The following is a 13,849-nucleotide window of genomic DNA, read 5'->3' as shown; positions in this document are numbered from 1 at the left end:
ACTCCTAATGCTGAATAAATACGCCTTGAAGAATTTGTCCTGCTTGCACAGACTGCCCTGCAGGAATCCGAACAATGCAATTAGCTTGCATTAAATTGCTCAACATATGCGACTGCTGTTTAGACAGGCTGGTTAGTTGAAGCTTGCCTTGCTTATCAAAGTGCGCCGACATTCTTAAAAACCGCTCACGTGCATCTGCTTTTAGGTCATGTGTCATGACTGCGCTGAACCAGTCCAGCGCAGGTGTTTGACCTTGTAGGGCTTTCAATAATCTATCTGTATAAATTTGCATGCCGACATAGACTGCAGCGGGGTTGCCCGGCAGTCCGAGTAAATAACAGGAACTGCTGTCAGGACGTCTATATTGTGCAAACAGCATCGGTTTGCCGGGTTTTTGTTTCACTTTCCAGAAAATTTGCTGAAAACCGATGTCCAAGGCTGCCGGCCGAACAAAATCATAATCACCGACAGATACGCCGCCAGTCGTTAAAATTAAATCAAAGCTGTCTTTTAAACGGTTGAATAAATCTAAAACCGCCTGTTTTTCATCTGCAATATGAATCACTTCAACTTGGACGTGCTGCGACTGAAACCATACTAAAATCAGCGGCGCATTGGCATCAAATATTTTACCAGCACGGTAATCTTCTATATTTTGCGCAACTTCATCACCTGTAATCACGACCGCAATTTTCGGATAGGCAAAAACTTCGCAGTGTGAAATACCAGCCATACTGAGCGCTGCAATTGATCCAACCGTCAGCTTTTGACCACGCACTGCTAAACATTGTCCAAATGAAATTTCCTCACCTGCATCTCGAATATCTGCATGCGGGCTTAAGGCTGCAGTCAGTTCAATCTGCTGTCTATCCGCCTTTACAATTTCTTGCCGCGCTACAGTTGCCGTGCCTTCAGGTATCGGCGCGCCGGTAAATATGCGGACAGCTTGCCCTGCTTTTAAGCTTATTTCAGCCGTTTGCCCTGCGCGGATTTCTCCAATCAGCTTAAATTGCGCGCCGGGTTTAATTTCACCCGCTGCGCAAATGGCATAGCCATCCACTGCGCTTTGCGCAAATAAAGGCAGCTGAATTGGTGAATGCACATCTGCCGCCAAATAACGGCCTAAAGCGTGCTGAAGCGCCAAAGTTTCATGCGCTAAACTTTGCGTATGTGTCTGAATCAGCGTAAGCGCTTCGTCCACTGAAATCAGTCCAGCCTCGGCCCCGCAGGCTGCGTGCAATACGGCTTGGTTCATTGGTAGCCTCCTGCATGCGGAATATTCTTCTGCACATCAAATAGATGCACCAAGGCAGGTAAAATGGCAATCAATGATTCTTTTGCGCCTTGTCTGCTGCCCGGCAGTGTAATGACTAAACTGTCATCAATATAGCCGGCAACACCGCGGCTGAGGGCCGCATAAGGGGTGCGTTTCTGCCCAAAACTGCGGGATGCTTCCATCAGCCCTGGAATTTCCCGTTTTAACAGCGGCTGAATGGTTTCAACGGTTAAATCTTTCTGGCCTAGACCTGTACCGCCCACGGTCAAAATCAGCGGATATTGCGTCTTATGCTGTTCAATAAGAGCCAAAAGCTGTTCAGGACTGTCCGGTATCACTTGATAGCTGATGTTGCTGAAGTTTGCTTCTTCTAAAATTTCGAGGACATTTTGCCCTGCAGTATCTGATTTTTTACCGGCAGCAACCGTATCTGAAAGCACAATAATCGACGCCGATAAGCTTTCTTTCAATACACGGGTAAAATGTGATTTACCGCCTTTTTTCTTTTGCAGTTTCACCTGATCTAGGCATAAATCTTCAGGCTCACAGTGCGGTTTCAGCATGTCATACAGCGTTAAACCGGCAAGACTGACCGCAGTTAATGCTTCCATTTCCACACCCGTTGGGCCAATGGTTTCGACCACAGCACTGATTTCGACATGCGCCTCAAATAATTCATATTCGACATCTGCACGGTAGATCGGCAGCGGATGACACAGCGGAATGAGTTCATCCGTGCGTTTTGCGCCCAATATACCTGCAATCCGTGCGGTTTTCAGCGCATCGCCTTTTTCTGTATTGCCATTACGCAGCAGTTCAATGCAATGTGGCGGCGCATGCAGAATTCCAGTTGCAATGGCTGTACGGTAACTTTCCGCTTTCATGCCCACATTTTTCATTGCTTTGTCCTTATCTTATTCATTTGCGTCTGCAGTATTAAATTTGGAGTTTTATAGGCGCCATTGGTAAATATTGGCGTTCAAATGCATGGTCTGATGGCTGTTTTGATGTGCATGTTCACATGACTCGCCATGAATATGAGCATGCTGCGCTGTATGACTTGTCGCCTTGGGCACATGATCTTTACGAATACAGCAGCCCTCTACATATTGGCTGCTGCCGTCCATATAAAACTCTTCTTTCCAGACCGGAACTTCATGCTTAACCCGCTCAACCGCTTCTTCGCAGGCAGCAAAAGCCTCACGTCGGTGCGGCGCATAGGCCATGGCGATAATGGCGGTGTCACCGACCTGCAGCGCGCCAATACGGTGTACAACCCGTAGATATGACACGCCGTATTTGGCTTGAACTTCCTGTTCAATTTGCCGGATCATTTTTTCAGCCACAGGCGCATAAGCGGTATATTTCAAAGCTTTTACCGCTTTGCCTTCATGGTGATTACGCACCGCGCCTATAAATACACCTATACCGCCGCATTCAGGAAATGCCTTAATGCTGTCAAAATCGGCTTGGCTGAATACCGTGTCTTGTATGCGTGAAATATGCTTGAGCTCCATATTCAGCCTCCCGCCACAGGTGACAACAGCACAACGGTACTGTCCTGCATCAATGCGGTTTGCCTTGGCACAATGTCTTCTCCCATAGCGCAGGCGCAGCGTTCAAGCATGTCGAATGACTGCGGAAATTGATCTGCGACCTGCAGCAAAACCTCTGCGATTGACTGCTGTTCGAAGCAAGTCAGACTCAAATTCTCTGGCAGCAGGCGTTCAATAGCGCCAAAAGATTCTATTTTGATGGTGATCTGACTCATCATTAACCTCCAATCATATGCATGCTGATTTTTCTAGATGGGCTGGATTGGGCAGTTATGGCATGAAAGCCTTGCTCCTTCTGCCAAATATAACTGCCTAATTTTTGCTGCAAAGCCATTGCATCGAGCGGCATTAACTCTGTTGTTTTACTGCTTTTCAGCTGTTGAATTTCATGGCTGAGATTTAAACCTTTTCGGGCAAACAGGCAGTTAAAAAACTCGCCTTGCGCATTCAGTCTCAAACGGTCGCAGCTGCCGCAAAAAGAATTGCTGATGGTTGAAATAATGCCTATAGGCAAGCCGTTGATTAAGTATGATCTGGCTGGCGATGTGCCTTGACCGTGCAGTGTTTGCACTTCAAAAACAGTATTGAGTTTATCCAGTATGTTTTGTTCGGTAACGACCGCAGCTTTAGACCAGTTTTGATCGCCATCCAGCGGCATAAACTCGATAAACCGTAGTTCGAAACCTTTTTGCAGCGCCCATTTTGCTAATGGAATGATTTGCTGTTCATTCAAACCTTTGATTAACACAGCATTGATTTTGATTTCAAAGCCCGCTTGCTGAGCTGCTTCAATCCCATCTAATACAGGCTGTAATTGTTTTTGTGTCAGCTGGAAAAATTGCGCTTCATCCAAACTGTCCAAGCTGATATTTATGCCATCTAAGCCGGCTTGTTTTAAGGCCTGTGCATATTGCTTCAGATAATGCGCATTGGTGGTCATGGAAATACGTTTAAGGCCTAGCTTTCTCAACTGCTGCAGCTGTTGAATAAAATGCACAACGCCTTGACGCATGAGCGGTTCGCCGCCCGTGATCCGGATCTGATCAATCCCGCGCAGCACCATAAACTCACAAAAATTGTAAAGTGATTCAAAACTAAGAAGATTATGTTTTTTCATCCATTCAGGATGTTCAGGCATACAATAGACACATTTAAAATTACAGCGGTCTGTCACTGAAATGCGCAATTTGCGTTTTTCACGGCCAAACTGATCCTTAAAAATGGTCGCTGGCTGTAATTGTGTCATGCTGTTCATGTTTATCTTCCATGGTGCTGTCATTTGCCCTGTCTTAGCTCAGTACAAATTTTGCGCCCTCTTTTCTTGCAGTAAAAATTGCAATAAGTGTTCCAACTTTGCGCTTTTTTGAATATTTATTTCAGAGGATTTGGTTTGTTTTTTTGACACACAAAATCAATAACTTATAAATAACTAATAGCAATTAAAAATATAAATTGCCGTTAAGCCCATTATCTAAGGTATAAAAGCAGTCTGTTTTATCTCTAGATATCATGCTCAAAAGCTTCATATTGGCTGTAGATTTTCTCTCTGGGTTCAAAAACAGCACATTAGGCTTATTATTTGAAATGAAAGCTCCGCAAAAGGTACAGCTTTTAGAGAAAATTCAGCTGACGGTGCTGCTGCAGCTCATCTAGAGAGTTAATGCTGTGAAAAAAGAGTGCATTATTTTGAAAACGTGCAACTTGCATGTGCATTTTACTAAAACACCCCTTCAAACTGCGCTGTTTTTGATCAAGATGCACCTGCAGCATTGTGAGACTGCTTCGTTTCAGCAAACAAAATGGATACAGCGCTTTGCCATTAATTTCCACTACAGCTACTTCACACAAGGGATCCCGCTGCATGGCCTGATGCAATCTCGAAAGCACTTTCTTCGGGATATAGGTCACATCGCACGGGACAAACAAAACATAATCAGACTCAACATGTGACCACGCGCTTTTCATCCCTATCAATGGCCCTAAAAATCCGGCTTCATCATCTTGATAAAAGCGGATCGAGGGAATGAGCCGTTTATAAATCGAATGGTCACGATGGCTGTTGATCCAGACATTTTCAACCCGTGATTTCAACTGCTGATGGATCTTAATCAGCTGAATTTCATTATCAAATTTTTGCAGCACTTTATTCATTCCGTTCATTCTGCGGGCCTGACCACCCGCCAAAATAACCAAGTCTGTTTCTGGATAGCCTACTGATTTGATGATTTTCTTCATCATTCTGCGTACTCCGTCTGACAGGCTTTAATCAAACCCCGTATTTCTGCTAAGCACGAACCGCAATTACCGCCGGCTTTTAAACATGCTGTGACTTGTTTTTCATGGCTAATATTCTTTTCTTTAATGGTTTCGATAATGGTATTTTTGCCGACTTTAAAGCAGCTGCACACCAGCGGACCTGCACTGTTGGTCATATTCATTGGCTGACCTGCCAGCAGCGCTTTGCGGTGCATTGCGCTCAGCCGTTCACGCTTAAACATGCCTGCAATCCAATCACGATCAGGCAGCAATGCTCTAGGCGCAATATACAAGCTTGCAATCAGATGACCGTCTTGCAGAACCACAGAATGGCTTAAATGTGCCGTTTGATCCTCTAAATTCAGCCATTCAAATGATTCGTCAGTAAATGGCAGCAAGTTTTTCAGCTGCTGCGCTGTAGTGCTGAATTTTTGACGGTTTGCAAGTTCATAGCGAGTAGCTTTTGCTGTGGTGACTTTAGTCCACCAAATCGTATTTTGAATGGTAGATTGCACAATGTGTTCAAAGCCCTGACGCACGTACAGCACGCCTTGCCACTGTGTATAAAACGGCTGCACAAATACAGGTGTGTGTTTAAACTCAGGTTCGCCTGAAAGCGCATCAACCACAGGGTTAACCACTTTACCAATTCTCGCATCGGACGCTACCTGATCATTCCAATGAATTGGCGCAAAAACTTGTCCACGGCGTATATTGCTGCTGACCTGTGCACGTAAAATACATAAGCCCCAGTTAGATTTCACCTCAACCAGTTCACCATCTTTAACACCAAACTTCAGTGCATCTTGCGGGTGTATTTCACAAAATGGTTCGGCGATATGTGTACTCAAATTTGCAGATAAACCCGTACGGCTCATGGTGTGCCATTGATCACGGATACGGCCAGTATTTAAAACCAGCGGATATTCGCCGCAAATCTTGTTCAAAGGGTCAATAGCGGTTGTTGCGACAAACTTAGCTTTGGTATCGGCATGGCTGAATTGGCCTGCTGCAAACAAACGGCCGACTGCATCAGCGCTCTGATCTAACTGCCAAACTGGCCATTGCACGGGCTTTAATTCAGCATAATCTTGTGCAGATAACTTACTTAAACCCTGCAAGTTAAAGTAGCGAAAAGACTCAGTTGTATCACGTTGATCTAAAGGCGCATTTTGATAAGCAGATAATTTTGCATGTTCAATAAATATGTCATAGCTGCTGCTGTAGTCAAAACCGCTATAACCCATCTTTTTCGCAACTTGTGCAATAGACCACCAGTCTGCTCTGGCTTCACCTGGCGCATCTAAAAATGCAGTTTGACGTGAAATACGGCGTTCAGAATTGGTAACGGTTCCGTCTTTTTCACCCCAGCCCAATGCAGGTAAAAGCACATCTGCATATATTGCTGTGTCTGTGTCTTTGCAAATATCCGACACCACTACAAACTCGCATTGCTCTAAGGCACGTTTGACTTGATCTGCATCTGGCAAGCTCACAACAGGATTTGTCGCCATAATCCAAATGACTTTGATTTTCCCGCTTTCTACAGCCTGAAACAGATCAACTGCTTTTAATCCCGCTTTATTGGCAATAAATGGACTTTGCCAAAACGCTTGTACTAATGCCTGATGCGCCGTGTTATCGACATCTAAGTGCGCAGCCAGCATATTGGCTAAGCCGCCAACCTCGCGGCCGCCCATCGCATTGGGCTGACCTGTCATAGAAAATGGCGCTGCACCTAATTTTCCGATTTTGCCTGTAAGTAAATGGCAATTAATAATACTGTTGGCTTTGTCTACACCGCGCGAAGACTGATTAACCCCCATCGAAAATAGCGACATAACTTTGTCAGTTTGCGCAAATTTTTCAAAAAATAGCTGTAATTTTTCTAAAGAAATACCTGTACGTTCAGCAACTGCTGTCATAGAAGTTTCTGTTTCACTTTGCTCCAGCGCTTGCATCAAACCTTGAGTATGTTTGGCGATAAAATCTACATCACTATGATTATTTTGTACTAGATACTGCAGCAAACCGTTGAACAGTGCGACATCTTGCCCCGGTAAAATTGGCAAATGCAAATCTGCAGCCTCACAGGTACTGGTAAAGCGCGGATCAATGACCACCACGAACAAATCACGTTCTTCTTTGGCTTTCATAATGCGCTGATACAGCACGGGATGGCACCATGCTGTATTGGATCCGACCAGCACCACCATATCTGTATGCTCAAAGTCTTCATAGCTTGCTGGTACAAGGTCTTCACCAAATGCACGCTTATGTGCCGCCACAGCCGATGACATGCAAAGCCGTGAATTGGTGTCAATATTTGCAGTACCTAAATAGCCTTTGACAAATTTGTTAACGGCATAGTAATCCTCCGTCAGCAGTTGGCCCGACACATAAAAAGCGATGCTTTCACGTCCGTAAAGATCTATACATTGCTGAAATTTTTCGGCAATCAGTGCTGTTGCTGTGTTCCAATCTGTAGCCTGACGAGTATGAAATGGTGATGTTTGACGCCCAAGCATCGGCTGTAAAACACGTGTTTCTAATCCAATCGTATCGGCTAAGTTACTGCCTTTAATGCACAGCTTGCCATAGTTTGATGGATGGTTCGCATCGCCAGTCACGCTCACTTTTTGCCCTAAAGCTGTCTGTTCAACTGTTGCGCTCACGCCGCAGCCGACACCGCAATATGGACAAGTGGTTTGCGTTGTTTTAATTTTATTTTCTGTGGAGCTATGCAGTTCCACTATCGGGATGCTATTCACTTCTGCTGGCTCCTTTTCCAAACTTTTTTAAACACTTAACACGCTCGAATCGGTGTCTTTTCATTTACGTTTATATTTAAAGGTCAACATTCGGTTCGACCTACTTTTCTTTCGGGAAAAGTAGGCAAAACCATTGTCATCCGCTGAACTCGTCCACTACCGGCTTCTAACAGATGTATTGCAAATACATGACTATTCATCTGCAATCCTGCCTTAAACAACAGCGGATGACGTTATCGCGTATCCAATGACGATTTAAATCTTGTATCTTTTTTTATCAGGGCGATTCCGTTACCCTGCTTTCTTTAATGCAAAATCCTTACCAAACAGCAATTTGTTTCGGATACTTGAAATTGGAGTTTGATCTGAAATCAATTCTGCATACCATACCCCGTCATCAGTATCGCCAAACAGCACAGCACCAATCACTCTATCTTTTTGAATAATAATGCGTTTATAGATTTGGCGTTTTTCATCATTCAAAATAATATCTTCAAAATCTTCTAACGGTTCAAAGTTGCCTGCAGAAAAAACATCACAGCCGCTGACTTTTAACTGCGTCGGAACCGTAGGCGCTTTGAAGGTTAAGCTGCCATGTTCGGCCAAATGCGATGCACAAATGAATGCCTGTCCCCAAAGCGGTTCAACTAAACCGAAAGTTTGGCTTCGGTGTTCAATACATTCACCCACCGCATAAATACTCGGATCAAAAGTTTGCATGGTGTCATTCACCATGACACCGCGGCCGCAGCGCAGTCCTGCACTTTGCGCAAGCTCAATATTCGGACGAATACCCACCGCAAAAACCACAAGATCTGCATCTAAAACAGTACCGTCTTGCAAACGCAGCTGCTTCACATGGCCATCTTCACCCATCAACTCTTGGGTATTTGCTGCGGTCATGATTTTTATACCTTTTTGTTCAATCGCATGATTGAGCATTAAGCTGGCTTTTTCATCTAACTGACGGTCCATAATACGATCCATCAAATGCAGTACTGTGACATTCATGCCACGCTGTTTCAGGCCATACGCAGCCTCTAGGCCAAGTAAACCGCCGCCAATCACCACTGCATTTTGCTTAGATTTACAGTAATCCAGCATGCGGTTTACATCATAAATATCACGGAAGCTGAGAACACCTTTTAAGTCAGTTCCCGGTATAGGCGGAATAAATGGCTTAGAACCTGTCGCTAAAATCAGACGGTCATAATCGATGACCAAGCCTTTTTCTGTGTATACCTGCTTGCGCGGACGGTCTATGCGTACCGCCGCATCACCTGCTACAAAACGGATATTTTTGTCTTTATACCAAGCATGTGAATGCAGCATGATATCTTCAATGGTTTTATCACCTGAAAGCACAGGTGAAAGCATAATTCGGTTGTAATTACCCCAAGGTTCTTCACCAATGACCGTAATTTCATAACGCTCTGGCGCCATATCCAGCAGATCTTCTAAGCAACGCATACCTGCTAAGCCATTGCCGACCAAAACAAGTTTCATCAACTCAGACGATGGCGCGTTATTGGTAATATAGGTTTTTTGAGCAGTTGGACTAATCAGCACACGGCCATTTTCAATTTTGCTTGGAAAAACCAAGAGTTTTTGGTCTTTATCTTCTAAGCAGCGTCCAGTAGCAAGGCTGAAATGCTGTTTATAAATGGGTGATGCCACAACACGCTCACCCTGCAAGTCACCAATAATACCGCGGGACATAACATAGGCTTGACTAAACGGATCTTGATTGCTCAGTGCATAAACCCGCTTTTCTTCACCGACACGGAATATCGCAATTTGCTGATTTTCAATCAGTGCGCCCACACCTGTATTTGGCGTAATATCTTCTAATGCACAAACATCAAACCAGTCTAAATCATTCATTTCTTTTAAAATTGTCATATTCTTCATCCTTTTTTAAACTTCTTTTAGTTCACCATCTTTCATTTCCGCTTTAACGAGAAACCGAATAAGGATGTAAATCAAATAAAAGAAGTTTTAAATTCGTTATTCTCTTAAGCTTCAACCACTGGAATGCGTGACGAATCGCGTTCAGCTTCTGTTTTGGGTCTGATTTGACCGCGAACGGATGCAAACTGAATATGCGGATCATTTTGCTGTTCTGCTTTTGCATTCACGAAAGTCACAAAGCGTTTACGTACTTCAGGATCTTCTACAGCAGTACGCCATTCATCTTGATATGTACCCACAACATGGCTCATACGGCGTTCAAGTTCACCCGCTACGCCAAGCGAATCATTCACAACGACATCTTTCAGGTAATCTAAACCGCCTTCCATGTTGTCGCGCCATACAGAAGTACGCTGCAAACGGTCTGCTGTTTGAATGTAGAACATAAAGAAACGGTCAATGTATTTGATCAATGTTTGCGTATCTAAGTCTGATGCCAAAAGCTCTGCGTGACGTGGCTTCATACCGCCATTGCCGCATACATAAAGGTTCCAGCCCTTTTCTGTCGCAATCACGCCCACATCTTTACTTTGCGCCTCAGCACATTCACGGGTACAGCCCGACACAGCCATTTTCAGTTTGTGCGGTGAGCGAAGGCCTTTGTAGCGGTTCTCTAAATAAATCGCCAAGCCGACTGAATCGTCCACGCCATAACGGCACCAAGTACTGCCGACACAAGATTTCACCGTACGCAGTGATTTGCCGTAGGCATGGCCAGACTCAAACCCAGCAGCAATCAATTTTTCCCAGATTTCAGGCAGTTGATGCACTTGTGCACCAAACATATCAACACGCTGACCGCCTGTAAGTTTGGTATATAGACCATATTCTTTGGCAATTTGACCCACGGCAATTAATCCATCCGGAGTAACTTCACCGCCAGCCATACGAGGTACTACTGAATATGAACCATCTTTTTGAATATTGCCGAGGTAGTAGTCATTACTGTCTTGCAGGCCCGCATGGCTTGGTTTAAGTACAAAGTCATTCCAGCATGACGCTAGAATATTGGCTGCCGTCGGTTTGCAGATATCACAGCCTAAACCATGGCCATGCTGTTGAATCAGGTCATCAAAGGTTTTGATTTCGTTCACACGTACCAAGTGATAGAGCTCTTGGCGTGAATAAGCAAAGTGTTCACATAAATGGTTATTTACAGTTACACCTTGACGCTGAAGCTCCGATTTAAGTACTTGAGTGACTAATGGCGCACAGCCGCCGCAAGCTGTTGCAGCTTTGGTGCATTTTTTCAATGCGCCTAAAGAAGTCGATCCGTCAGCAATGGCTGAACAAATATCTGCTTTAGAGACGTTGTTACATGAACAAATCGTTGCGCTGTCTGGCAGCAGATCGACACCGCTGCCGCCCGATTTACCTGCAGATTGTGCATAGCCAGGCATGATTAGGCTTTCTGGGCTTTCTGGAACTTCTAAGCCATTCAGCATCATTTGCAGCAGGTCATTGTATTCTTTAGCACAGCCCACCAATACTGCACCTAGCAGCTTAGTTTTCTCTGCATTCACGACAATTTTTTTATAAACCTGAGCTGCTTCATCTGCATAGAAATAGCTTAAAGAATTTGGTGTCATTGCATGCGCATCGCCTACAGATGCAACATCAACTCCCATCAGTTTCAGCTTGGTGCTCATATCTGCACCAGCGAAAAGCGTACAGTTTTGTTCCATCACATGCTTTGCTGCAATACGTGCCATGTCATAGCCCGGCGCAACTAGGCCATAAATTTTATTTTGCCAAAGCGCACATTCACCAATTGCATAAATGTCAGGGTTTGAAGTTTGGCAATAATCGTTAATTACAATACCGCCACGCTCACCAATGGCTAAACCGCTTTGGCGCGCTAATTCATCTCGCGGGCGGATACCTGCAGAGAATAAGATGATATCGGTTTCCAGTTCAGAACCATCACCAAACTTCATTACGTGCTTCGCATTTGCACCATCTTCAATGCAAGATGTTGCTTTTTGCGTATGGACTTTAACACCTAGATTTTCAATTTTAGAACGTAAAACTTTACCGCCTAGATCATCAATCTGAACTGCCATTAAGCGTGGTGCAAATTCAACAACATGGGTTTCTAAGTTTAAATCACGCAGCGCTTTTGCTGCTTCCAAACCCAATAAACCGCCGCCGATCACCACGCCTGTTTTAGCATTCAAGCTGGCTGCGCGGATGGCATCTAAGTCTTCAATGGTACGGTACACAAAACAGTTTTCACGTTCATTGCCTGGAATTGGTGGCACAAAAGCGTATGAACCTGTTGCGAGCACTAGCTTGTCAAAAGAAAGAATATCACCGTGATTGGTTGTGACCGTTTTATTGCGCTGATCAATTTCAACCGCTTTGGTGCTCAGGCGTAAATCTATACCGTATGCATCAGCAAAGTCGCTGCGGCACAGGGTTAAGTCTTTCGCTGACTTGCCGCTGAAGTATTCAGTTAAATGCACACGGTCATAAGCAAGACGCGGCTCTTCAGCTAAAATGGTTAATTCAACATCATCACCTGCGTGTTCCAGTACAGATTCGATAAACTTGTGGCCAACCATGCCATGACCAATCATGATGATTTTCATATTCTTACTCCGCAATATTTTTTTTGTTTGCCCCTAAAGCGCTATGTTTTGTTTAGAGGCAACTTTCAGTATTAGTTTTGAGCTTCAGCTAGATTTCTTTCATTCACAGCTTGTTCAAATAAGCGCTGTTCTTTTTCTTTATGCTCTACAGAGAAGCGGATCATCAGCACACAGCTTGCAGCAATCACCACCAAACCGCCAAGCACCATCAGCGTGGTTTGAATATCCAACATGCCTTTAAGCAAGAATCCTGCAGCTACCGCACCAACGTTACCGCCTGCGCCGATAATGCCTGCCACGCCGCCTAAAGCATCACGGTCAATGAATGGCACCAAGGCATAGGTTGCGCCGCACGCCATATGGGTGAAGAGCGCAAAGACTGTCATGGCAAGAATGGCGAAGATTGGCGTGCTCATTTGCGAGAACAGTATTAAAAACAGTCCTTCTAGCAGAATCATCGCAAACAGAACTTTGGTACGGCCATCCAAGCCTTTGGTAGTCGCGACTTTGTCTGAAACAATGCCGCCGAGCGCGCGGGCAAACAGTGCCAATAGACCGAAGATCCCTGCTGCCATACCCGCTTCTTTTAATCCAAATTGGAAGTTGTCGACGTAATACAGCGCAATAATGTTGTGAATAAAGATTTCAATGCCGAAGCAAGCTGCATAAGCGCCAAATAAAATCCATACGCGATAGTTACGTGCAGCGTGCATGAGAATGGCTACACCGCCTTTTTTATCTGAACCGACTGCAACGCCTTGTTCACGCAGTTCTTTAAAGTTGCCTTGCGGGCAGTCTTGGGTAAATTTCCAATACAGCGCGCCTACGATCAACATCATCACACCAGGAACGATTAACGCTATGCGCCAACCCATCGCTTGCTCTACACCAAACATAACGAGTGCGCTAAGCAATAAAGGCATGAGGGCTTGAGTTGCACCGCCGCCTGCATTACCCCAGCCTGCGGTTGCCGCATTGGCTGTACCCACCACATTAGGCGCAAACATAATGCTAGTGTGGTATTGCGTGATGACAAAGCTTGCGCCGATCGCACCGATCAACAAGCGGAAGAAAAGAAAAGATTCATAGCTATTCGCAGATGCAACCCCAAAGACTGGGATGCTGCCGACAATTAATAATGCTGTATATGTTTTACGCGGGCCGTATTTATCACATAAAGGCCCAACGATCAGACGAACTAAAATGGTGATTGCAACCGCAGCAATATTAATATTAGCGATTTGGTCTTTTGTTAGATTAAATTCACCTGCAATCACTGGCATCAAAGGCGCACAGGCAAACCATGCAAAGAAGCAAACAAAGAATGCGAGCCAACTCATGTGGAAGGCCCGCATTGCTGCTGAAGAAAAATTAAATAGACTTATTTTTGTGGCTTTTTTGGCATTTAAATTTGAAGACATAACCTTC

Annotated in this window: 10 protein-coding genes; all 10 read right to left on the bottom strand. The window is 44.7% G+C overall.

Annotation, left to right across the window (positions count from 1 at the left end):
* Positions 1-4: 4 nt before the first annotated feature.
* Positions 5-1,255, bottom strand: a complete 1,251-nt coding sequence (locus LXF01_RS08525; protein WP_233943926.1) for a molybdopterin molybdotransferase MoeA — start codon at positions 1,253-1,255, stop codon at positions 5-7.
* The gene (gene moaCB, locus LXF01_RS08520; RefSeq protein ID WP_180023676.1) at positions 1,252-2,175 is read right to left on the bottom strand and encodes a bifunctional molybdenum cofactor biosynthesis protein MoaC/MoaB; all 924 of its coding nucleotides are present in this window, start codon (positions 2,173-2,175) and stop codon (positions 1,252-1,254) included. Before moaCB ends, LXF01_RS08525 begins: the two co-directional genes overlap by 4 nt.
* 51 nt (positions 2,176-2,226) lie before the next feature.
* Positions 2,227-2,793: a molybdenum cofactor biosynthesis protein MoaE gene (locus LXF01_RS08515; RefSeq protein WP_233943923.1), complete on the bottom strand. Its 567-nt coding sequence runs from the start codon at positions 2,791-2,793 to the stop codon at positions 2,227-2,229.
* 2 nt (positions 2,794-2,795) lie between these two features.
* Positions 2,796-3,047, bottom strand: coding sequence for a MoaD/ThiS family protein (locus tag LXF01_RS08510; RefSeq protein WP_078193754.1), 252 nt, complete (start codon positions 3,045-3,047; stop codon positions 2,796-2,798).
* 2 nt (positions 3,048-3,049) lie between these two features.
* Positions 3,050-4,087, bottom strand: a complete 1,038-nt coding sequence (moaA, locus tag LXF01_RS08505; protein ID WP_233943921.1) for a GTP 3',8-cyclase MoaA — start codon at positions 4,085-4,087, stop codon at positions 3,050-3,052.
* A gap of 356 nt (positions 4,088-4,443) precedes the next feature.
* Positions 4,444-5,067 carry a molybdenum cofactor guanylyltransferase gene (mobA, locus tag LXF01_RS08500; RefSeq protein WP_442781369.1) on the bottom strand — a complete coding sequence of 208 codons (624 nt, stop codon included), beginning with the start codon at positions 5,065-5,067 and terminating at the stop codon, positions 4,444-4,446.
* On the bottom strand, positions 5,067-7,859 hold the full coding sequence (locus LXF01_RS08495; RefSeq protein ID WP_233943907.1) for a nitrate reductase: 2,793 nt from the start codon (positions 7,857-7,859) through the stop codon (positions 5,067-5,069). The genes mobA and LXF01_RS08495 overlap by 1 nt, the downstream gene beginning before the upstream one ends.
* 291 nt (positions 7,860-8,150) lie before the next feature.
* Positions 8,151-9,761, bottom strand: a complete 1,611-nt coding sequence (gene nirD / locus LXF01_RS08490; RefSeq protein WP_233943904.1) for a nitrite reductase small subunit NirD — start codon at positions 9,759-9,761, stop codon at positions 8,151-8,153.
* Between the two features lie 113 nt (positions 9,762-9,874).
* Entirely contained in the window at positions 9,875-12,421 is a 2,547-nt protein-coding gene (nirB, locus tag LXF01_RS08485) for a nitrite reductase large subunit NirB (RefSeq protein ID WP_233943902.1), read from the bottom strand.
* A gap of 71 nt (positions 12,422-12,492) precedes the next feature.
* Positions 12,493-13,842, bottom strand: coding sequence for an MFS transporter (locus LXF01_RS08480; protein WP_180023670.1), 1,350 nt, complete (start codon positions 13,840-13,842; stop codon positions 12,493-12,495).
* Positions 13,843-13,849: the final 7 nt, after the last annotated feature.

Origin of the sequence: Acinetobacter sp. SH20PTE14 (assembly GCF_021391555.1) — a bacterium.
Taxonomy (GTDB): Bacteria; Pseudomonadota; Gammaproteobacteria; order Pseudomonadales; family Moraxellaceae; genus Acinetobacter; species Acinetobacter amyesii.
The sequence above is the reverse complement of the archived record's forward strand: the minus strand, read 5'-3'. Positions and strand labels throughout refer to the sequence as shown.

Bases quoted from the DNA above. Each gene is read 5' to 3' on its own strand.
- nirD (WP_233943904.1), bottom strand. From the start codon at position 9,761: ATGACAATTTTAAAAGAAATGAATGATTTAGACTGGTTTGATGTTTGT.
- LXF01_RS08480 (WP_180023670.1), bottom strand. From the start codon at position 13,842: ATGTCTTCAAATTTAAATGCCAAAAAAGCCACAAAAATAAGTCTATTT.
- LXF01_RS08510 (WP_078193754.1), bottom strand. From the start codon at position 3,047: ATGAGTCAGATCACCATCAAAATAGAATCTTTTGGCGCTATTGAACGC.
- moaA (WP_233943921.1), bottom strand. From the start codon at position 4,087: ATGAACAGCATGACACAATTACAGCCAGCGACCATTTTTAAGGATCAG.
- LXF01_RS08515 (WP_233943923.1), bottom strand. From the start codon at position 2,793: ATGGAGCTCAAGCATATTTCACGCATACAAGACACGGTATTCAGCCAA.
- LXF01_RS08525 (WP_233943926.1), bottom strand. From the start codon at position 1,255: ATGAACCAAGCCGTATTGCACGCAGCCTGCGGGGCCGAGGCTGGACTG.
- mobA (WP_442781369.1), bottom strand. From the start codon at position 5,067: ATGAAGAAAATCATCAAATCAGTAGGCTATCCAGAAACAGACTTGGTT.
- nirB (WP_233943902.1), bottom strand. From the start codon at position 12,421: ATGAAAATCATCATGATTGGTCATGGCATGGTTGGCCACAAGTTTATC.
- moaCB (WP_180023676.1), bottom strand. From the start codon at position 2,175: ATGAAAAATGTGGGCATGAAAGCGGAAAGTTACCGTACAGCCATTGCA.